Source organism: Streptomyces viridifaciens, assembly GCF_001888885.2.
Classification (GTDB): domain Bacteria; phylum Actinomycetota; class Actinomycetes; order Streptomycetales; family Streptomycetaceae; genus Kitasatospora; species Kitasatospora aureofaciens.
Genome location: NZ_CP090841.1, coordinates 4,605,244 through 4,624,656 on the forward strand (window position 1 = coordinate 4,605,244; position 19,413 = coordinate 4,624,656).

Sequence of the window (19,413 nt, forward strand, 5' to 3'; positions counted from 1 at the left end):
GGTCAGCGGAGGCCACCCGATGGACGAGGCCCTGATCCGGAGCCTCACGCCGGCCGTGCTCGGCGTCCTCGTCCGCCGCGGAGCAGATTTCGCGGCGGCCGAGGACGCCGTGCAGGAGGCGCTGATCGAGGCGGTTCGCGGCTGGAGGGCCGATCCACCGCGCGATCCGAAGGGCTGGCTGGTCAGCGTCGCCTGGCGGAAGTTCCTCGACGCGGCCCGGGCGGACACCGCCCGCCGCCGTCGGGAGGACCTCGTCGACCAGGAGCCGCAGCCCGGGCCGGCGGCCGCGGCGGACGACACGCTGCAGCTCTACTTCCTGTGCGCCCACCCGTCGTTGTCGCCGTCGTCGGCGGTCGCGCTCACCCTCCGCGCACTCGGCGGGCTGACCACCCGCCAGATCGCCCAGGCCTACCTGGTGCCCGAGGCGACCATGGCGCAGCGGATCAGCCGGGCCAAGCGCACCGTGTCCGCCGGCCGGTTCGATCGGCCCGGCGACGTCGCCACCGTGCTGCGCGTCCTCTACCTGGTCTTCAACGAGGGCTACTCGGGCGACGTCGACCTCGCCGCGGAGGCGATCCGGCTCACTCGGCAGCTTGCGGGGGCGATCGACCATCCCGAGGTGGCGGGCCTGCTGGCGCTGATGCTGCTGCACCACGCCCGCCGGGCCGGCCGGACGGCGCCCGACGGCAGTCTGGTGCCGCTCGCCGAGCAGGACCGCAGCCGCTGGGACACCGGGTTGATCGCCGAGGGCGTCGGGATCCTGCAGGCGGCCCTCGCCCGGGACCGGTTGGGTGAGTTCCAGGCCCAGGCGGCGATCGCGGCGCTGCACGCGGACGCGCCCACCGCCGAGGAGACCGACTGGGTGCAGATCGTCGAGTGGTACGACGAGTTGGTGCGGTTGACGGACAGTCCGGTGGTCCGGCTGAACCGCGCGGTGGCAGTGGGCGAGGCCGACGGGCCGCGCGCCGGGCTGGCGGCGCTGGGGGCGGTGGACGCGTCCCTGCCGAGGTACGCGGCGGTGGCGGCGTACCTCCACGAGCGCGACGGGGACCTGGAGACGGCGGCCCGGCTGTACGTCGAGGCGGCGCACCGGGCGCCCAACCCCGCCGAGCGCGACCACCTGACGCGGCAGGCCGCCCGGCTGAACGTGCGGCTCAACGATCCCGGGAGGGGCTGAGGTTCAGAGCCGGCCGGCGGCCTTCAGCGCCAGGTAGGTGTCCGCCAGGGCCGGGGCGATCTGGGCGGGCGGGGCGTCGAGGACGGTGACCCCGTGCCGGGTGAGGCGGTCGGCGGTGTGGCGGCGGTCGGCGCGGGTCCGTTCGGCGGCGGCCGCGCCGTAGACGGCCTCGACGGTGCCGCGGCCGGCGGCCAGCACGTCCAGGTGCGGGTCGGCGACCGAGGCGAGGACGACCTCGTGGCGTTTGGTGAGCAGCGGCAGCAGGGGCCGCAGGCCGTCCTCGACGGGGGCCGCGTCGAGGCCGGTGAGCAGGACGATCAGCGAGCGGTGCGGTGCCATCCTGAGCGCGGTGGAGACCAGGGAGCGCATGTCGGTCTCGTGCAGCGCGGGCTCCAGCAGGGCCATCGCGTTGGTGAAGGCCGGCAGGATCTCGCTGGGCGAGCTGCCGATGACCGCGGCACGCTTGCGGGCGTCGTGGGCGAGCAGGTCGACCCGGTCGCCGGCGCGGGTGGCGAGGGCGGTGAGCAGCAGGGCGGCGTCCAGGGCGGCGTCCAGGCGGGGGGCGTCGCCGACGCGGCCGGCCGAGGTGCGGCCGGTGTCGAGCACGACGAGGATGTGCCGGTCGCGTTCGGGGCGCCAGGTGCGGACGGCGACGGTGTGACGGCGGGCGCTGGCGCGCCAGTCGATGGAGCGGACGTCGTCGCCGGGCAGGTACTCCCGCAGGGAGTCGAACTCGGTGCCCTGCCCACGGGTCAACACCGAGGTGCGGCCGTCGAGTTCGCGCAGCCGGGCGAGCCGGGAGGGCAGGTGCTTGCGGCTGTGGAACGGGGGCAGCGCGCGGACCGTCCAGGGGACGTGGTGGGAGCCCTGGCGGCCGGCCAGGCCGAGCGGGCCGAGCGAACGCACCGTCACCCGGTGGGCGTGGTGGTCGCCGCGTCGGCTGGGGGCGAGCACGGAGACGGCCAGGCGCCGTTCGCCGCCGGGGACGGCGAGGGTGTGCCGGGAGGCGGTCTCGGCGGTGCCGGGGCGCCAGGCGGAGGGCGCCCAGGCGTCGCGGATCAGGGCGCGGAGGGGCCGCCCGGAGGGGTTGGTGACGGTCAGTTCGACGGAGGCGGTGTCGCCGAGCCGGACGGTGGTGGCGCCGCCCCGGACGATCCGCAGGCTGCGGACGGGGGCGGCGAGCACCAGGTCGGCCAGGACGGCGAGCAGGACCGCGCCGGTGACGGCCCCGATCCCCACCCAGGAGGGCAGCAGGAGGCCGACGAAGAGCGCGCCGAGCGCGGCGATCAGGGCGGTTCGCCCGGTGAGGGCCATGCGGGTGCGCTCCTTCGGAAGCCCGTGGTCGGAGGGGCCGTGGGTTCGGCGGCGGCGAGAAGCCCGGTGCGCCGGTGGGCGTGGGTCAGCGGGGGGCGGGCGTCTGGGCGAGGACGGCCTGGATGACGGAGTCGGCGGTGACGCCCTCCATCTCGGCCTCGGCGCGCAGTGCGACGCGGTGCCGCAGGGTGGGCAGGGCCAGCGCCTTGACGTCGTCCGGGGTGACGTAGTCCCGTCCGGCGAGCCAGGCCCAGGCGCGCGAGGCGGCGAGCAGGGCGGTGGCACCGCGCGGGGAGACGCCGATGGAGAGCGACGGGGACTGCCGGGTGGCCCGGCAGAGGTCGACGATGTAGGCGAGGACCTCGGGGGAGACGGTCAGCCCGGCGATCTGCTCGCGGGCGGCGGCGAGGTGCTCGGGCCCGGCGACCGGGCGGACGCCGGCGGCGGCGAGGTCCTTGGGGTCGAAGCCGGACGCGTGCCGGGACAGGACCTGGAACTCCTGGTCGCGGTCGGGCAGCGGCAGGATCAGCTTGAGCAGGAAGCGGTCGAGCTGGGCCTCGGGCAGCGGGTAGGTGCCCTCGTACTCGACCGGGTTCTGGGTCGCGGCGACCAGGAACGGGACGGGCAGCGCGCGAGGCTCGCCGTCCACGGTGACCTGCCGCTCCTCCATGGCCTCCAGCAGGGCGGCCTGGGTCTTGGGCGGGGTGCGGTTGATCTCGTCGGCGAGCAGCAGGTTGGTGAAGACCGGGCCGGGCTGGAAGGAGAACTCGGCGGTGCGGGCGTCGTAGACGAGCGAGCCGGTGACGTCACCGGGCATCAGGTCGGGCGTGAACTGGATGCGCTTGGTCTCCAGGCTGAGCGCCGTGGAGAGGGTGCGGACCAGCAGGGTCTTGGCGACGCCGGGGACGCCTTCGAGCAGGACGTGGCCGCCGCAGAGCAGGGCCACCACGAGGCCGGTGACGGCGGCGTCCTGACCGACCACGGCCTTGCCGATCTCGGCGCGCAGGGCGGTCAGCGCGGCGCGCGGGTCGGTGGCGGGGGTGGCGGGTGCCGTGCCGGGGGTGATGCGGAGCTGGGCGGTCGCCTGTTCGGTCACGGGTTCCGTACCTGCCTTTCGAGGGCGTCGAGGTCGTCGGCGAGCCGCAGCAGCGCGGCGTCGTCGGTCGGGGGCGGGCCGTAGAGCAGGGCCCGGACGTCCGCGGCGGGTCGTTCGGGGAGGCGGCCGGCGACGGCCGCGCAGAGTGCTTCCGGCTCGGGGGCGCCGGCCTGGAGCGGGACGCCCAGGGCGGGGGCGAGGCGGTGGGCGGCGGCGCGGCGCAGGGCCTCGGCGGCGCGGCCGTGGGCCTTGGCCCGCCGGTAGAGGCGGGCGCGGCCCTCGGTGGTCTCAGCGGCGCGGACCACCACGGGCAGGTTCTCGCTGACCACCGGGCCGAGTCGGCGGGCGCGCCAGAGGGCGGCGAGCACGGCGGCGACGGCGAGTTGGTAGAGGGCCCAGTGCCAGCCCTTCGGGATGTAGTCGCCGAAGGACTTGTGCGGGGTGCCCTCGGCGACCGGCGCGGTGTAGTCGGGCAGGTGCCAGGTGAGGCGGGGCTGCGAGCCGAGCAGGCCGAGCGCGAGCGAGGCGTTGCCGTCCCCGGCGAGCTCGTCGTTCCGCAGGAACCGGCCGCTGCCCAGCACGATGACGTCGCCGCCCCCGCTCGGGGTGCGGACCAGGGGGTAGGCGTGGCCCCGCTGGTAGCAGCCGTCGCCGCGGCTGCCGCTGGTGTAGAGCATGCCGCCCGTGGAGGCGCTGCCGGCCCGGAGGGCCTCGGGGAGCGAGCAGCCCGGCTGGGTGCCGCGGACGGGCGCGAACGGGGCGTCGCCGGCCTCGTCGGCGGCGCGGATGCCGGGGGCGAGGACGCCGAGTGCGGCCGGACCCGGGGCGATCAGGACCAGCCGCTGGTGCCGGGCGGCGGCGACGGCGCGCAGCTGGGCCGGGCTGAGCAGGTCGGGTTCGGGCAGCACCAGGGTGTCGGCGCCGTTCGCGGCGGCCGCCGGGTCGGTGCCGAGTTCGACCTTGACGCCCTGGTGTTCGAGCAGCGCGACCACGGCGTGGGCGCCGTCGGAGTCGTAGGAGCGCGGGTCGATCGGCGGGTAGCGGTGGCCGCGGTTGAGGACGGCGATGCCGACGGCGGCGACCAGCAGGACGGCGAGGAAGACCAGGTACCAGCGGGCCCGGCGGGCCAGGCCGCGCCCGGTGGGGGCGAGGCTGGTCGGCGTGGCGTCGGTGGGTCGTCCGGGGGCTCGCTCGGCGGCGGGGGGAGCCGGGGCCGTGCCGGTCATGCCGCTCCTCCCGTGGTCGGGGCCGGGGCGGCGGCCGCGGCGGAGGCGTGGGCGAGGACCGGGCGGGTGCGTTCCAGCGTCCGGTCGAGGTCCAGCAGCAGCTGGTAGGCGGCCTGGTCGGCGGTGCGCTCGCCGTAGGCGACGTCGTCGAAGGTACGGGCGGCCGCGGCCAGCGCGGCGGCGTGCTCGGGCAGGGCCCGGCCGGCCTCGGCGGCGGCCTCGTCGGCGGTGCGGCCGGGGCGGGCGTCGAGCAGGGTGCGTTCTTCCAGGGCGCGGACCAGAGCGCGCATCTGCTCGCGGACGGCCTCGGACCAGCGGCCCGCGGCGGCGTGCCCGGCGGCCTCCGCGCGGTACCGGTCGGCGCTGCGCGGGCCCTCGGTGCCGTACACACCCAGGACGGTACGGGCGGCGCGCTTGGGGGCGCCGAGGCGCCACCAGAGGGCGGCGCCGATCACCACGGCGACGACCAGGAACAGCACCAGCCCGGTGGTGCCGTCGGTGCCGTCGCCGGAGATGCTCCCCATGGCGCGGTCGATGTGGTCCCAGATCCAGTCGACGACGCGTTCCAGGACGGTCGGGTCGTTCTTGTGGTAGTCGGCTTTGAGCAGCTCGTCGCGGGCGGCGTCGCGGGCCGGGTCACGCGGAACGGTGACCGGAGCGCCGCCGGCGGCGAGGAGCCTGTCCCCCCAGATCGGCATCCGGTTCAGTGCCTCGCCGGGGTCTGGTCGGCCCGGCCGTTCCCGCCGGTGCCCTGCTCGGGCGTGGAGGCGGCGCGGGCGAGCTCGATGTCCAGGGCCTCGCGGCGGATCCGCTGGTCGATGTAGACCAGTACGCCGACGGCGGCCAGGAACGGGGTGGTCAGCGAGGAGGCGATGATCCCGGCGATCGCGGTCAGCACCATCATGCCGATGGACTGCTGCGAGGAGTCGCCGAAGCGGTCGATGGAGCCGAAGCCCAGCACCAGGCCGATGAAGCGGAACGGGATGACCAGGGTGGCCCCGACGATCCCGGCCAGGAGCCGGCTCAACAGGACGATGCCGAAGATCCGCCACCAGGAGCCGCGGGCAAGTCGGCGCGAGCGCGACAGCGCCGTCACCACCCCCTGCTTCTCCAGCATCAGCGCGGGGGCGGCCAGGCTGTAGCGGATCAGCAGCCAGAGGCCGACCGGCAGGGTCAGCAGGCCGACCAGGAACAGCAGGGACACGGTCGCGGGGCTGTCGGCGCCGCCGGCCCGGTAGCCGAGCAGCGGGGTGAAGCCCAGCAGCACCACGCCGCCGCTCATCAGGGTGGTGAGCACGGTGAGCCCGAGCAGCTGCAGCAGCCGGGGCCGGGCGTCGCGCCAGGCCTCGCCGGCGGTCACCGAGCGGCCGAGCACGGCGCGGCTGACCACGATGGTGAGCAGTGCGACGGCGAGCGCGTCGAGCAGCAGTGTCAGCGGCAGGCTGGCGAGCAGGGTGAGGAGCTGGGTGGAGGCGCCGGTCCGGCCCTTGACCAGCAGCTGGGCGACGAAGGTGCCGGCCTGGTCGACGACGGCGATGCCGAGCGAGAGGGTGAGGGCGGTGCGCCAGTGCCGGCGCACGGTGGTGACGGCGCCGTCGAGCAGTTCGCCGACGCTCAGCGGGCGCAGCGGGATGACACCGGGCCGGGGGCTGCGCGCGGCGTCCCAGCCGTACGGGTCGCGGCCGGGCGTCTGCCCGCCGTGGTTCGGCTGTCCGTACTGGGCGCCCCAGCCGGAGGTGGTCCGAGGGGGTGCCGACGGCCCGGGCACGGCGGCGGGCGCGTCGGCCGGGGGCCGGACGCCGTCGCGGGGCGGCTCGGACGAGCTGGGCGAGGCCCAGCCCGGAGTGTCGGTCATCACTGCTCCTCGGAGGGGCGTCCTGGGCGCGGATCCGGGCGGATCTTTCGCCCGCGCGCAGCGCCCATCGTGCCATGGGGCCCGGAGACGCCCCAGGGGTATCCGGTTGCTGATCGGCAACGGGGCCCGCCTGGGGGTCGGGCGGCGGGTTCCGGACCGTTCGAAGGCGTTCCGACTAGGGCTATTCGCCCGGTATGGCCGGAATTCGACGGCCGGGGACTTGGCCGTTCTGGAGCATTGGCACTGCTGTGCGGCAGGTCACAATCCGGTAATGAGAAGATGGACGCATGAAGGGACGCGTCCTCGTCGTTGATGACGACTCCGCACTGGCCGAGATGCTCGGCATCGTGTTGCGTGGTGAGGGTTTTGAGCCGTTTTTCGTCGCGGATGGGGACAAGGCGCTAGCCGCGTTCCGGGAGAGCAAGCCCGACCTGGTCCTGCTCGACCTGATGCTGCCCGGCCGGGACGGCATCGACGTGTGCCGGCAGATCCGGGCGGAGTCCGGCGTCCCGATCGTCATGCTGACCGCGAAGACCGACACGGTCGACGTCGTGGTGGGCCTGGAGTCCGGCGCCGACGACTACGTCACCAAGCCGTTCAAGCCCAAGGAGCTGGTGGCCCGGGTGCGCGCCCGGCTGCGCCGCGCCGAGGAGCCGACGCCCGAGCAGCTGACCATCGGCGACCTGGTGATCGACGTGGCCGGCCACTCGGTGAAGCGGGACGGGCGCAGCATCCCGCTGACCCCGCTGGAGTTCGACCTGCTGGTCGCGCTGGCCCGCAAGCCCTGGCAGGTGTTCACCCGCGAGGTGCTGCTGGAGCAGGTCTGGGGCTACCGCCACGCGGCGGACACCCGCCTGGTCAACGTCCACGTGCAGCGACTGCGCTCCAAGATCGAGAAGGACCCGGAGCGCCCCGAGATCGTGGTGACCGTCCGCGGCGTCGGCTACAAGGCCGGACCCAGCTGACGTGTCGGAGCGGGCTGAGGGCACCCCGTCGGGTTCCGCGACCGACGGGGCGGGGGCCGTGCGCGGGGACGTGCTGAGTTCGACCACCCGCCGCCGTCGCGGCCCCTCCGGGATGTTCGGCCTGATGAAGCGTCAGCTCCGGCGCCCGGCCCGCAAGGTGGCCGTGCTGTACCACCGGTCGATCCAGGTGCGCGTGGTCGCGGTGTCCCTGCTGGCCTCCATCGCGGTGGTGCTGGTGCTGGGCGTGGTCGTGGTGGCGCAGGTGCGCAACGGCCTGCTCGACACCAAGATCGACGCCGCCCGGGCGCAGGCCCGGATCGGTTTCCAGGTCGAGCAGAAGAAGATCGACGAGGCCCGGGACCAGAACCTGCGGGGCGCCGTCGACCCGAGCACCGGCGAGACCGGCACCTGGCTGCTGCGCCAGGTCAACGACCTGGCCGCGAGCGGGCAGACGGTCTACTCGGTGATCGCGATGGCCCCCGGCACCGGGGCGGTCGTCCCCGACAGCGCCGGCTTCGCGCCGCGCTACTCGGGCGACATCCAGCCCAGCAGCGTCCCGGACACCCTGCGCGCCAAGCTCATCGAAGAGCCCGGCCAGATGTTCGACCAGCCGACCCGGATCCACCGCTCGCCCGAGGCCGGCGGCAAGAGCGAGCCCGGCCTGGCCCTCGGCATGCAGTTCGTCGGCCCCGCCAACACCAGCTACCAGCTGTTCTACGTGTTCTCCTTCGGCCAGGAGACCGACACCCTCAACCTGATCACCGGCACCCTGGCGACCGCCGGCGTGTTCGTGGTGATCCTGATGGGCGGCATCGCCTGGGTCGTGGTGCGCCAGGTGGTCACCCCGGTGCGGATGGCCGCGGGCATCTCCGAGCGGCTCGCCGACGGGCACCTGGAAGAGCGGATGAAGGTGACCGGGACGGACGACATCGCCCGCCTCGGGGAGTCGTTCAACCGAATGGCCAACGCCCTGCAGGCGCAGATCCGCCAGCTGGAGGAGCTGTCCCGGGTGCAGCGGCGCTTCGTCTCGGACGTCTCGCACGAGCTGCGCACCCCGCTGACCACGGTCCGGATGGCCGCCGACCTGATCTACGACAGCCGCGAGGACCTGGACCCGATGGCGGCCCGCTCGGCGGAGCTGCTGCAGGGCCAGCTGGACCGCTTCGAGTCGCTGCTCGCCGACCTGCTGGAGATCAGCCGCTTCGACGCCGGCGCCGCGATCCTGGACGCCGAGCCGGTCGACCTGCGAGAGATCGTCGGCCGGGTGGTGGAGGCCGCCGACCCGCTGGCCCAGGCCAAGGGCAGCACCGTGATCATCCGCGGCGACAGCGAGCCGGTGCTGGCCGAGGTGGACTCCCGCCGGATCGAGCGCATCCTGCGCAACCTGGTGGTCAACGCGCTGGAGCACGGCGAGGGCCGCGACGTGGTGGTCCGGCTGGGCTCGGCGGACGGCGCGGTCGCGGTCGGCGTGCGCGACTACGGCATCGGCCTCAAGCCGGGCGAGGCGTCCCGGGTGTTCCACCGCTTCTGGCGGGCGGACCCGTCCCGGGTGCGCACCACCGGCGGCACCGGGCTGGGCCTGTCCATCGCCGTCGAGGACGCCCACCTGCACGGCGGCTGGCTCCAGGCCTGGGGCGAGCCCGGCGGCGGCTCGCACTTCCGGCTCACCCTGCCGCGCACCCGCGGCGGCGAGATCAACCGGGCGCCGTTCCGGCTCGAGCCGGAGGACTCCCGCAACAACCGGGGCCTGGGCGCGTACGGCACGCCGTACCGCCGGGCGATCGCCCCGACCGGTTCGACGGCCATGGCCGCCGCCGAGGAGCAGGGCGAGGCGCCGGACGGGACCGGCAACGGGCTGGGCAGCGGGCTCGGCGGAGTGCTGAACATCGGCCCCGGCCTGGGCCGGAACCGGCTGCCGGAGGGGCCGCGCTCGGACCCCTCGGACGTGCGGACGGCGGGGGCCGGTTACGGTGCCACCGGCGCCCAGGTCATGGTGGACCCGACGCCGGGACGGCCGTCGGTGGCACAGCGGACGGCGGAACCGGACGTGACGGGTGGTACGGACCTGGAGGGGTCGCAGCGTGCGAAGGACGAGCAACAGGACTGAGACCGGCCCCGTGCCGCGGCTCGTGGCGGTGGCCGGTGCGGTGCTCGGCGCCCTGGTGGCGAGCGGCTGCGCGGCCATGCCGGACTCCGGCGGCATCGCCAAGGTGGAGCTGTCGCAGGGCTCGGCCGACAAGAACCTGCAGGCCAGGGTGTTCCCGGTGGCGCCCGCCAAGGGCGCCAAGCCGCGTGAGCTGCTGACCGGGTTCCTGGACGCGGTGACCGCCGACGAGGGGTACGAGACCGCGCGCAAGTACCTCACCGGGCACGCCGCCGCGACCTGGAACCCGGACGCGGGCATCCAGGTGCTCTCCGCCACGCAGATCGCGCCCGACCAGGTCGTCAACGACAAGGACACCGAGTACTCCGAGACGGTGTCCGGGCAGCTGCTGGCCACGGTCGACGAGAAGCGCTCGTACGTGATGGTGGCGGGGCCGAACAACAACAAGGTCCTCGACTTCACCTTCACGCGGGAGGACGGTGAGTGGCGGATCGCCCAGCTGCCCGCCGGCGTGATCATGAACGAGACCAACTTCCGGAACAGCTTCCGGCAGGTCGAGCGGTTCTTCTACACCGCCCCCGACCCGTCCGTGCCGGGCTCCGGCAGCGGCCAGGAGGTGCTGATCGCCGACCCGATCTACCTGCGGCGGCGGATCGACCCGCTGACCGCGGCCGCCAACGCGCTGGTCGCGGGGCCCTCCCACTGGCTCGCACCGGTGGCCCGGACGGCCTTCCCGAGCGGCACCACCGTCGACAAGGTGGCCCTCGACGACAGCCGGGTCGCCCATGTGCAGCTCGGCGGCGCGGACCTGGGCGACGCGGCGGCCTGCCGCCGGATGGCGACCCAGCTCTACTACACCTTCGCCGACCAGGGGAAGGGGCAGGTCGACCGGCTGGAGCTGAAGGGGCAGCGCGGCTCCTGCACGGCCAGCCGCAACGACGACCAGGCCGTCGGCCCCGGCGCGCTGGCCGGCCGGCTGCCCGTCCAGCAGTACTACCAGCGCGCCGACAACGGCGTGCTGATGGTGGCCGACGAGGGCCGCAGCGGCGATCCGGTGCCCGGGGTGCTGGGCAAGCCGCACGCGAGCGGCACGCCCCAGCTGGGGAACGTCGCGGTCAGCCGGGACGGCTCCCAGGCCGCCGCGCTCTCGGACGACGGCCACCAGCTCTACTCGGTGCCGCTGGCGGCCGGCACGGGGGTGCTGCCCGAACCGGTGCTCAGCTCGCCGGTGAAGGCCGGCGCCAAGGACGACGGCCTGACCTCGCCGACCTGGGACGGCCGGGGCGACCTCTGGGTGGTGGACCGCAACCCGCAGGCCCCGCGGGTGGTCATGGTGCGCGGCGGCAAGACGTACACCGTCCCGGTCGAGGGGCTGCTGACCGGGCAGACGGTGCAGGCGGTGAAGATCTCCTCGGACGGCGCCCGGATCGCGCTGGTGGTCAAGTCACTCGGTGTGACGGGCAGCTCGCTGGAGTTCGGACTGGTGGAGCACGGCGGCACGCCGGGGGCGCCGACCGCGAGGATCACCGGGGTGCGCCCCGGGGCCCCCTCGCTCACCGACGTCGCCTCGGTGTCCTGGACGGAGACCGACCAGCTGCTGGTGCTCGGCAAGGAGGCCGACCGTCCCCAGCAGCTGTACTACATCAGCACCGACGGCTCGCAGAGCACGGACAGTCAGCTGCAGACCGGCAACGGACTGCCGTCCTCCCCGCAGTCCATCTCGGCGGCGGAGTCCCGCGGGTACCTCCTGGCCCAGCCGTCGCCGGTGCTCGCGGTGGCGGGCGGGACGGTCTACCGGCTGGTCAACAACCAGTGGCGGGAAGCCCAGTTGGTGGACAAGGCGCGCTCGTACTTCTACGTGGGCTGATCGGCGGGCCCCGGCCCGGCGGGCTCGGAGTGGCGGCCCCGGTCCGAGGGCCTCAGACCGGCGGCTGCACCGAGGTGGCCGCGACCGTGGCGGCGGCCCGGGCCGGCAGTCCGGCGTCGGCCAGCGCCCGGGCGGCCTCAGCCAGGCTCGCCCCGGTGGTCACCAGGTCGTCCACCAGCACCGGCTGACGGCCGGCCAGGCCGGTGCGGGCGCGCGGTAGCACGGTGAGCGCGCCGTGCAGGTTGCGCCGCCGCTCGGCGGCGTTCAGCCCGGTCTGGTCGGCGACCGGACGGGTGTGCCGCAGCAGCGGCGCGGCCCGGGCGTCCAGACCGGCCCGGCGCAGCGACCGGGCGGCGGCCCCGGCCAGCCGCAGCGTCGGGTCGTGGCCGCGGGCCCGGACGGCCGCGCGGGCCGAGGGCATCGGTACCAGCAGCAGCGGCGCGGCCCCGGCCCGGGCCCCGAGCACGGAGCGCACCGCCCCTCCGAGCGCCTCGCCGAGCGGACCGGCCAGCCGCAGCGCGCCGCGTTCCTTGTGGGCGAGCAGCAGCTGCCGCACCGGGCCGGTGTACGGCGCCGCGGCGTGCGCCCAGGGCAGCAGGGTGGGGCCGGGGCGGGCGGCGGTCAGGGCGTGCCGGCAGGCCGGGCAGAGCTGGGTGCGTTCGGCGCCGCAGCCGGCGCAGTTCGCGGGGAGCAGGACGTCCAGCAGCCCGGCCAGTGCGTGGCCGAACGGTGTCCGTGCGGACGGCGGAGGGGCGGGGGAGTGGGACGGCGGCACGGCTGCTCCTGGCGGCGGCAGGCACGGAGAGTCAGCAAAGGATGCGCCGTATGGGGGGCGTTGTCCAGGTATTTACCTTTGCTTCACCCACAGGGGGGTAGACGTGGTGCAACAGTTTGACCGCCAGCCCGAAGTATCGGGTCATATCCCCCATCCCGCCTGGGGAGGCGAAAACTCCCTGTGAGGTGTTCGATGAGGCCCAGGGGGTTTCAACCGTCCCTGATGGGGAGGAAGTGAGATGAGGGCCAGTCGTTCCCGCCGCTGGCGGCGGGGGCCGGCAGTGGATGGGCTGGTCCAGCTGGAACTCAGTCCGGTCCGGTAGCACCCGGATCGGCGTCAGCACGAGGGATCGGAGTTCTGCGTGGACATCGTCGTCAAGGGCCGCAAGACCGAGGTGCCCAAGAGGTTCCGCGAGCACGTGGCCGAGAAGCTGGAGAAGGTCCAGAAGTTCGACGGCAAGGTGATCAGCCTCGACGTCGAGGTGTCCAAGGAGCACAACCCGCGGCAGGCCGACCGGTCGGACCGCGTGGAGATCACTCTTCGCAGCCGGGGCCCGGTGATCCGGGCCGAAGCCGCCGCCGCCGACGCGTACGCCGCGCTCGACCTGGCCGCGGCGAAGCTCGACGCGCAGCTGCGCAAGTCGGCTGACCGGCGTCGGGTGCACAAGGGCGGCGCCAACGGCCGCACTCCGATCAGCGTCGCCGAGGCGACCGCGGCCCTGGCCGCGCTGCCGGACACGACGGCGCAGGAGGGCGAGACCAACGGGGCCGTCCGCAAGACCATGATGGGATCCCTGGAAGTGGAGGGCGAAGGCCCGCTGGTGGTCCGGGAGAAGACGCACTCGGCCGCCCCCATGGCGCTGGACCAGGCGCTCTACGAGATGGAGCTGGTCGGCCACGACTTCTACCTCTTCGTGGAGAAGGACAGCGGTCTGCCCAGCGTCGTCTACCGCCGGCACGGCTACCACTACGGTGTCATCCACGTGCAGCCGGACATGGCGGCCGGCGTGGCCAGTGGTGCGGGCGGTGCGATCGGTCGGTTCGACGACGAGGACTGACCGTTCCGACGGCAGTGACGGGGAGGTGACCCCGGTGGCGCCCGCCGCCGGGGTCACCGGTGTTCCGGGGCGTTCCGCCCGTTTCGGGCGCGCCCGGTGGGACGGGCTCGAACGGTGCTCGGATCAGTTGCCTCCCGGGGTCACCCGATGCGGGGGAATCGGCATCGGAGGGTGACCGCGGCGACGGCGGGGCGTGGAATGATTGGGCGCACGTCGACCCGCGAAGGGGGAGGAGCGGATGGGGGATCACTTCGGGCTGGGGCCCGCAGCGGGACCGGGCGCCGGGCTGCCACCGGGGCCGGAGGAGGAACCCGCGTACGCGCCGCACCGGGGTGAGCCGATCCGCGTCCTGGTGGTGGACGACCACGCCCTGTTCCGCCGGGGGCTGGAGATCGTGCTCGCGGAGGAGCCGGACATCAAGGTCGTCGGCGAGGCCGGGGACGGCGCCGAGGCCGTGCTGAAGGCCGCCGACCTGCTGCCCGACATCATCCTGATGGACGTCCGGATGCCGCGCCGCAGCGGGATCGAGGCCTGCACCGCGATCAAGGACGTGGCGCCCAGCACCAAGATCATCATGCTGACGATAAGCGACGAGGAGGCCGACCTCTACGAGGCGATCAAGGCGGGGGCCACCGGCTACCTGCTCAAGGAGATCTCCACCGACGAGGTCGCCACCGCGATCCGCGCGGTGGCCGACGGGCAGTCGCAGATCAGCCCGTCGATGGCCTCCAAGCTGCTCACCGAGTTCAAGTCGATGATCCAGCGGCGCTCCGACGACCGGGACCTGGTGCCGGCGCCCCGGCTCACCGACCGGGAGCTGGAGGTGCTGAAGCTGGTGGCGACCGGGATGAACAACCGGGAGATCGCCAAGGAGCTGTTCATCAGCGAGAACACCGTGAAGAACCACGTCCGCAACATCCTGGAGAAGCTCCAGCTGCACTCCAGGATGGAGGCCGTGGTGTACGCGATGCGGGAGAAGATCCTCGAAATAGGGTGAACGGCGCCACGGGGTGAGCGGTGCCACCGGGGGAACGGCGCCGGGGAGTCGGCGGCGGCACGGGGGAGTGGGGCCGCGGGGCGAGTGGGGCCGCCGCCGCTGCCTATTCCGCGAGCAGCTTCTCCAGGGTCGGGCGCAGCCGTTCGTCGTGCAGCGCCTCGACCCGCACCCCGTCGCAGCCGACCCAGGCGGCCGCCTCGCGCAGGGCGGCGGCCAGTGCCTCCAGATGGCGGGAGCCGCCTCCCCGGCCGTCGGCCAGCGAGACCTGCCGGGCGACCAGGGTGCGGCCCTCGCGGGCCGGGTCGACCCGGCCGACCAGCCGGCCGCCGGCCAGCAGCGGCATCGCGAAGTAGCCGTGCACCCGCTTGTGCTTGGGCGTGTAGGCCTCCAGCCGGTGGGTCATGCCGAAGATCCGTTCGGTGCGGGCACGGTCCCAGATCAGCGAGTCGAACGGCGAGAGCAGCGTGGTGCGGTGGCGCCCGCGCGGGGCGGCGGCGAGCGCGGCCGGGTCGGCCCAGGCCGCGGCCGTGGTGCCGCCCGGGCCCCAGCCGGCCACCTGGACCGGGACCAGGCCGCTGTCCGCGAGCACCGGGTCCAACTGCTCGGCGCGCAGCCGGTGGTAGTCCAGCAGGTCGGCCCGGGTGGCCACGCCGAGCGCGGCGCCGGCCTGGGCCACCAGGGTGCGCACGCAGTCCTCGTCGGACCGGTCCTGTCCGAACAGGGCGTCGGGGATCGCCTGTTCGGCCAGGGCGTAGACCCGCTTCCAGCTGCGGCGCTCGGTGCAGACCACGTCGCCGAAGGCCAGCGCCCGTTCGACCGCGATCTTGGTGTCGGACCAGTCCCACCACTCGGCGGTCCGCTTGGCCCCGCCCAGCTCGGTGGAGGTCAACGGCCCCTCGGCGCGCAGCTGGTCGAGCACCGCCCGGTACGTCTCGGGTGCGACCTGGTGGCCCCAGAGGTGGCCGCGCTCGCGGTAGCGGCGGCGCCGGAAGGCGAACAGCGGCCACTCCTCGACCGGCAGGATGCAGGCCGCGTGCGACCAGTACTCGAAGCTGGTGCCCGCGCCCCAGTAGGCCGCCTCGACCGCAGGGCGGCCGACCGCCCCGAGCCTGGCGTACGGCACCAGCTCGTGCGAGCGGGCCAGCACCGAGATGGTGTCCAGCTGGACGGCGCCCAGGTGCCGCAGCACCCCGCGCACTCCGCCCCGGCGGTCGGGAGCGCCCAGCAGGCCCTGGGCGCGCAGGGCGATCCGGCGGGCGTCGTCGGCGCTCAGGACGGTGACGGGGGCGTGGTGGGCAGCGGCGGCGGTCATGCCGGCGAGCGTAGCCGGGGGCACCGACAGCGGGGCCGGGCCCCGGGGAGGGGGCGAACCGGGGTGCTCAGTCCAGGTCGGACGGGAGCAGCGAGGCGACCCAGGCGTCGTGGAAGACGCCGCGCTGTTCGGCGTACGACCGCAGGGTGCCCTCGGGGCGGTAGCCGACCCGCTCGGCGACCGCCCGCGAGCCCTCGTTGCCGACGTAGGCGAGCCACTGGAGGCGGCGCAGCCCGAGGTCGGTGAGCGCCCAGCGGGCGACCGTGCGGGCCGCCTCGACGGTGTAGCCGCGGCCGCGCTGCTCCTTCGCCGTCCACCAGCCGACCGAGGCGGCGTTCGGGTCGCCGGGCTTGCGCGTGACCGCCTGGGTGCCGACCAGGCGTCCCGTTCCGCTCTCGACCACGCACCAGATGTACTCGGCGTCGGCGGCCAGCCCCTCGGGGGCCAGGGTACGGACGAAGAACTCGGCGTCCTCGCGGCGGTAGGGGACGGGGACGACCGTCCAGCGCTGGATCTCCGTGTCCTGGCAGGCGGCGAAGATCGCGTCGATGTCCGATTCCCGCGGGGCCCGCAGGACCAGGCGGTCGGTGGTGAGGGTGGCGAGTTCGCCCCGCGGCTGTTCCATGGGCGGATTATTTCCCCGTGAGGGGAATGCGGGCATCCGAATAGTCGGCCAACTCCCCGGCCTGCCGACCGATTTGTCCCGGTGGACGGTGCTATCGATCCATGTGCACGCGCGGGTGACACGGGAATACCGTGCTGACGCACCTCCCGAGGCATTGGACTCCTCGCATACGATGGCCCGTGCGGTGGGGTGGACCCGCCGTGCAGTCGTCCAGTGCCAATACAGGCAAGGAGCCCGCTCAAGTGTCCGTCTTCGACAAGATCCTGCGCGCCGGCGAAGGCAAGATCCTTCGCAAGCTGCAGCGGATTGCTGCCCAGGTCAACTCCATCGAAGAGGACTTCGTCAACCTCACCGACGCCGAGCTGCGTGCGCTGACCGACGAGTACAAGCAGCGGCTCGCGGACGGCGAGACGCTGGACGACATCCTCCCCGAGGCGTTCGCCACCGTCCGCGAGGCCGCCAAGCGCGTTCTCGGCCAGCGGCACTACGACGTCCAGCTGATGGGCGGTGCGGCCCTGCACCTCGGCTACGTCGCCGAGATGCGCACCGGTGAGGGCAAGACCCTGGTCGGCACCCTGCCCGCGTACCTGAACGCGCTGACCGGCAAGGGCGTCCACCTGATCACCGTCAACGACTACCTCGCCGAGCGCGACTCGGAGTGGATGGGCCGGGTGCACCGCTTCCTCGGCCTCGAAGTCGGCGTGATCCTGGCCAACATGACGCCCGCCGAGCGCAAGCGCCAGTACGCGATGGACATCACGTACGGCACGAACAACGAGTTCGGCTTCGACTACCTGCGCGACAACATGGCCTGGTCGAAGGACGAACTCGTCCAGCGCGGCCACAACTTCGCGATCGTCGACGAGGTCGACTCGATCCTCATCGACGAGGCCCGCACCCCGCTGATCATCTCCGGCCCGGCGGACCAGGCGACCAAGTGGTACGCCGACTTCGCCAAGCTGGTGCTGCGCCTGAAGATCGACCGCGACTACGAGGTCGACGAGAAGAAGCGCACCGTCGGCGTCCTGGAGGAGGGTGTCACCCGGGTCGAGGACTACCTCGGCATCGACAACCTCTACGAGTCGGTGAACACCCCGCTCGTCGGCTTCCTGAACAACGCCATCAAGGCGAAGGAGCTGTACAAGAAGGACAAGGACTACGTCGTCATGAACGGCGAAGTCATGATCGTCGACGAGCACACCGGCCGCATCCTGGCCGGGCGCCGCTACAACGAGGGCATGCACCAGGCGATCGAGGCCAAGGAGGGTGTGGAGGTCCAGAACGAGAACCAGACCCTGGCCACCATCACCCTGCAGAACTTCTTCCGTCTGTACGACAAGCTCTCCGGCATGACCGGTACCGGCACCACCGAGGCCGCCGAGTTCCACCAGATCTACAAGCTCGGCGTGGTGCCGATCCCGACCAACAAGACGCCGCTGCGCATCGACCAGCCCGACCTGATCTACAAGTCGGAGCCGGCCAAGTTCGCCGCCGTGGTCGAGGACATCGCCGAGAAGCACGAGAAGGGCCAGCCGGTGCTGGTCGGCACCGTGTCGGTCGAGAAGTCCGAGTACCTGTCGCAGGAGCTGCGCAAGCGCGGCATCCCGCACGAGGTGCTGAACGCCAAGCACCACGAGCGCGAGGCGCAGATCGTCGCGCAGGCCGGCCGCAAGGGCGCCGTCACCGTCGCCACCAACATGGCCGGCCGCGGCACCGACATCATGCTCGGCGGCAACCCGGACCACCTCGCGGCGGCCGAGCTGGCCCAGCGCGGGCTCTCCGCGAGCGACAACCCGGAGGAGTACGAGGCCGCGTTCCCGGAGGCGCTGGAGAAGGCCAAGGCCTCGGTCAAGGCCGAGCAGGAGGAGGTCAAGGAGGCCGGCGGCCTCTACGTCCTCGGCACCGAGCGGCACGAGTCCCGCCGGATCGACAACCAGCTGCGCGGCCGCTCCGGCCGTCAGGGCGACCCGGGCGAGTCCCGCTTCTACCTGTCGCTGGGCGACGACCTGATGCGCCTGTTCAAGGCCGGCATGGTCGAGCGCGTGCTCTCGATGGCCAACGTGCCCGAGGACGTGCCGATCGAGTCCAAGATGGTCACCCGCGCGATCGCCTCCGCGCAGACCCAGGTCGAGCAGCAGAACTTCGAGATCCGCAAGAACGTCCTGAAGTACGACGAGGTGCTCAACCGCCAGCGCGAGGTCATCTACGGCGAGCGCCGCCGCGTCCTGGAGGGCGAGGACCTCCAGGAGCAGGTCGGCCACTTCATGGACGACACCGTCGAGGCCTACGTCAAGGCGGCCACCGGCGAGGGCTTCGAGGACGACTGGGACCTCGACAAGCTCTGGACCGCGTTCAAGCAGCTCTACCCGATCACCCTGGACCTGGCGGAGCTGGAGGAGGAGGTCGGCGGCCCGTCCGGCCTGACCCCCGAGTTCCTGATCAAGGTCGTTCAGGAGGACATCCAGGCGCAGTACGGCGCCCGCGAGGACCAGCTCGGCGAGGAGATCCTGCGCGAGCTGGAGCGCCGCGTGGTGCTGTCGGTGCTGGACCGCCGCTGGCGCGAGCACCTCTACGAGATGGACTACCTCCAGGAGGGCATCGGCCTGCGGGCCATGGCGCAGCGCGACCCGCTGGTCGAGTACCAGCGCGAGGGCTTCGACATGTTCACCGCGATGATGGAGGGCATCAAGGAGGAGTCCGTCGCCTACCTGTTCAACCTGGAGGTCCAGGTCGAGCAGCAGGTCGAGGAGGTCCCGGTCGAGGACGCCGAGGTGGTGCTCGACAAGCTGGAGAAGGACGCCGCCCGCCCGGAGATCAAGGCCAAGGGCCTGGAGGCCCCGAAGCCGCAGCGGCTGCACTACACGGCCCCCTCGGAGGAGGTCGGCGGCGGTGTGGTCGAGGGCGACTTCGAGGACACCGTGCCGGAGGACGAGGGCGACGGGATGACCCGCGCCGAGCGCCGCAAGGCCGCCAAGTCCGCCAAGGGCCGCCGCCGCAAGGTTTGATCCACGCACAGCACGCAACGCAGGGCGCCGCTTCCGTA

General features: G+C 73.5%; 15 protein-coding genes. 7 read left to right on the plus strand and 8 right to left on the minus strand.

The genetic code is table 11. The features are described 5' to 3' along the window. Nucleotides 1–19 precede the first annotated feature (19 nt). Entirely contained in the window at nucleotides 20–1,177 is a 1,158-nt protein-coding gene (locus BOQ63_RS27775) for an RNA polymerase sigma factor (protein WP_072656370.1), read from the plus strand. A gap of 3 nt (nucleotides 1,178–1,180) precedes the next feature. Here BOQ63_RS27775 and BOQ63_RS27780 read toward each other — a convergent pair whose 3' ends face one another. The 5 genes from BOQ63_RS27780 to BOQ63_RS27800 all read right to left on the minus strand — a co-directional run bounded on the left by BOQ63_RS27780 (nucleotide 1,181) and on the right by BOQ63_RS27800 (nucleotide 6,668). Next, a complete protein-coding gene (locus tag BOQ63_RS27780; protein WP_030553222.1) occupies nucleotides 1,181–2,491 on the minus strand; it encodes a DUF58 domain-containing protein in 1,311 nt (436 codons plus the stop codon). Between the two features lie 85 nt (nucleotides 2,492–2,576). Next, nucleotides 2,577–3,557, minus strand: a complete 981-nt coding sequence (locus tag BOQ63_RS27785; protein WP_051746870.1) for an AAA family ATPase — start codon at nucleotides 3,555–3,557, stop codon at nucleotides 2,577–2,579. A gap of 26 nt (nucleotides 3,558–3,583) precedes the next feature. After that, nucleotides 3,584–4,813 (minus strand): DUF4350 domain-containing protein, encoded by a 1,230-nt coding sequence (locus BOQ63_RS27790; protein WP_051746860.1) that lies wholly within the window; start codon nucleotides 4,811–4,813, stop codon nucleotides 3,584–3,586. Beyond that, nucleotides 4,810–5,511 carry a DUF4129 domain-containing protein gene (locus BOQ63_RS27795; protein WP_033350789.1) on the minus strand — a complete coding sequence of 234 codons (702 nt, stop codon included), beginning with the start codon at nucleotides 5,509–5,511 and terminating at the stop codon, nucleotides 4,810–4,812. Before BOQ63_RS27795 ends, BOQ63_RS27790 begins: the two co-directional genes overlap by 4 nt. 5 nt (nucleotides 5,512–5,516) lie before the next feature. Then, the gene (locus BOQ63_RS27800) at nucleotides 5,517–6,668 is read right to left on the minus strand and encodes a hypothetical protein (protein WP_050366754.1); all 1,152 of its coding nucleotides are present in this window, start codon (nucleotides 6,666–6,668) and stop codon (nucleotides 5,517–5,519) included. Nucleotides 6,669–6,955: 287 nt separating this feature from the next. On the opposite strand from BOQ63_RS27800, the gene mtrA reads away from it, so the two are divergent. The 3 genes from mtrA (at nucleotide 6,956) to BOQ63_RS27815 (ending at nucleotide 11,604) form a co-directional block, all read left to right on the plus strand. Then, nucleotides 6,956–7,633, plus strand: coding sequence for an MtrAB system response regulator MtrA (mtrA, locus tag BOQ63_RS27805; protein ID WP_030283937.1), 678 nt, complete (start codon nucleotides 6,956–6,958; stop codon nucleotides 7,631–7,633). A gap of 112 nt (nucleotides 7,634–7,745) precedes the next feature. Further along, complete coding sequence (gene mtrB, locus BOQ63_RS27810; RefSeq protein ID WP_078656714.1) at nucleotides 7,746–9,740, plus strand: MtrAB system histidine kinase MtrB; 1,995 nt, start codon at nucleotides 7,746–7,748, stop codon at nucleotides 9,738–9,740. Between the two features lie 10 nt (nucleotides 9,741–9,750). Next, a complete protein-coding gene (locus tag BOQ63_RS27815) occupies nucleotides 9,751–11,604 on the plus strand; it encodes an LpqB family beta-propeller domain-containing protein (protein WP_072655154.1) in 1,854 nt (617 codons plus the stop codon). Between the two features lie 52 nt (nucleotides 11,605–11,656). On the opposite strand, the gene BOQ63_RS27820 is transcribed toward BOQ63_RS27815, so the two are convergent. After that, on the minus strand, nucleotides 11,657–12,379 hold the full coding sequence (locus BOQ63_RS27820) for a ComF family protein (RefSeq protein WP_094745267.1): 723 nt from the start codon (nucleotides 12,377–12,379) through the stop codon (nucleotides 11,657–11,659). Between the two features lie 361 nt (nucleotides 12,380–12,740). On the opposite strand from BOQ63_RS27820, the gene hpf reads away from it, so the two are divergent. Further along, complete coding sequence (gene hpf / locus BOQ63_RS27825) at nucleotides 12,741–13,436, plus strand: ribosome hibernation-promoting factor, HPF/YfiA family (protein ID WP_030283945.1); 696 nt, start codon at nucleotides 12,741–12,743, stop codon at nucleotides 13,434–13,436. A 238-nt stretch (nucleotides 13,437–13,674) separates the two neighbouring features. Further along, complete coding sequence (locus BOQ63_RS27830; protein ID WP_030283947.1) at nucleotides 13,675–14,433, plus strand: response regulator; 759 nt, start codon at nucleotides 13,675–13,677, stop codon at nucleotides 14,431–14,433. A gap of 103 nt (nucleotides 14,434–14,536) precedes the next feature. On the opposite strand, the gene BOQ63_RS27835 is transcribed toward BOQ63_RS27830, so the two are convergent. Next, the gene (locus BOQ63_RS27835) at nucleotides 14,537–15,745 is read right to left on the minus strand and encodes a winged helix-turn-helix domain-containing protein (protein WP_030553230.1); all 1,209 of its coding nucleotides are present in this window, start codon (nucleotides 15,743–15,745) and stop codon (nucleotides 14,537–14,539) included. 67 nt (nucleotides 15,746–15,812) lie between these two features. Then, nucleotides 15,813–16,370, minus strand: coding sequence for a GNAT family N-acetyltransferase (locus BOQ63_RS27840; protein ID WP_072655156.1), 558 nt, complete (start codon nucleotides 16,368–16,370; stop codon nucleotides 15,813–15,815). 242 nt (nucleotides 16,371–16,612) lie between these two features. Between BOQ63_RS27840 and secA the strand changes: the two genes are divergently transcribed. After that, nucleotides 16,613–19,375 carry a preprotein translocase subunit SecA gene (gene secA, locus BOQ63_RS27845; RefSeq protein ID WP_030283953.1) on the plus strand — a complete coding sequence of 921 codons (2,763 nt, stop codon included), beginning with the start codon at nucleotides 16,613–16,615 and terminating at the stop codon, nucleotides 19,373–19,375. Nucleotides 19,376–19,413: the final 38 nt, after the last annotated feature.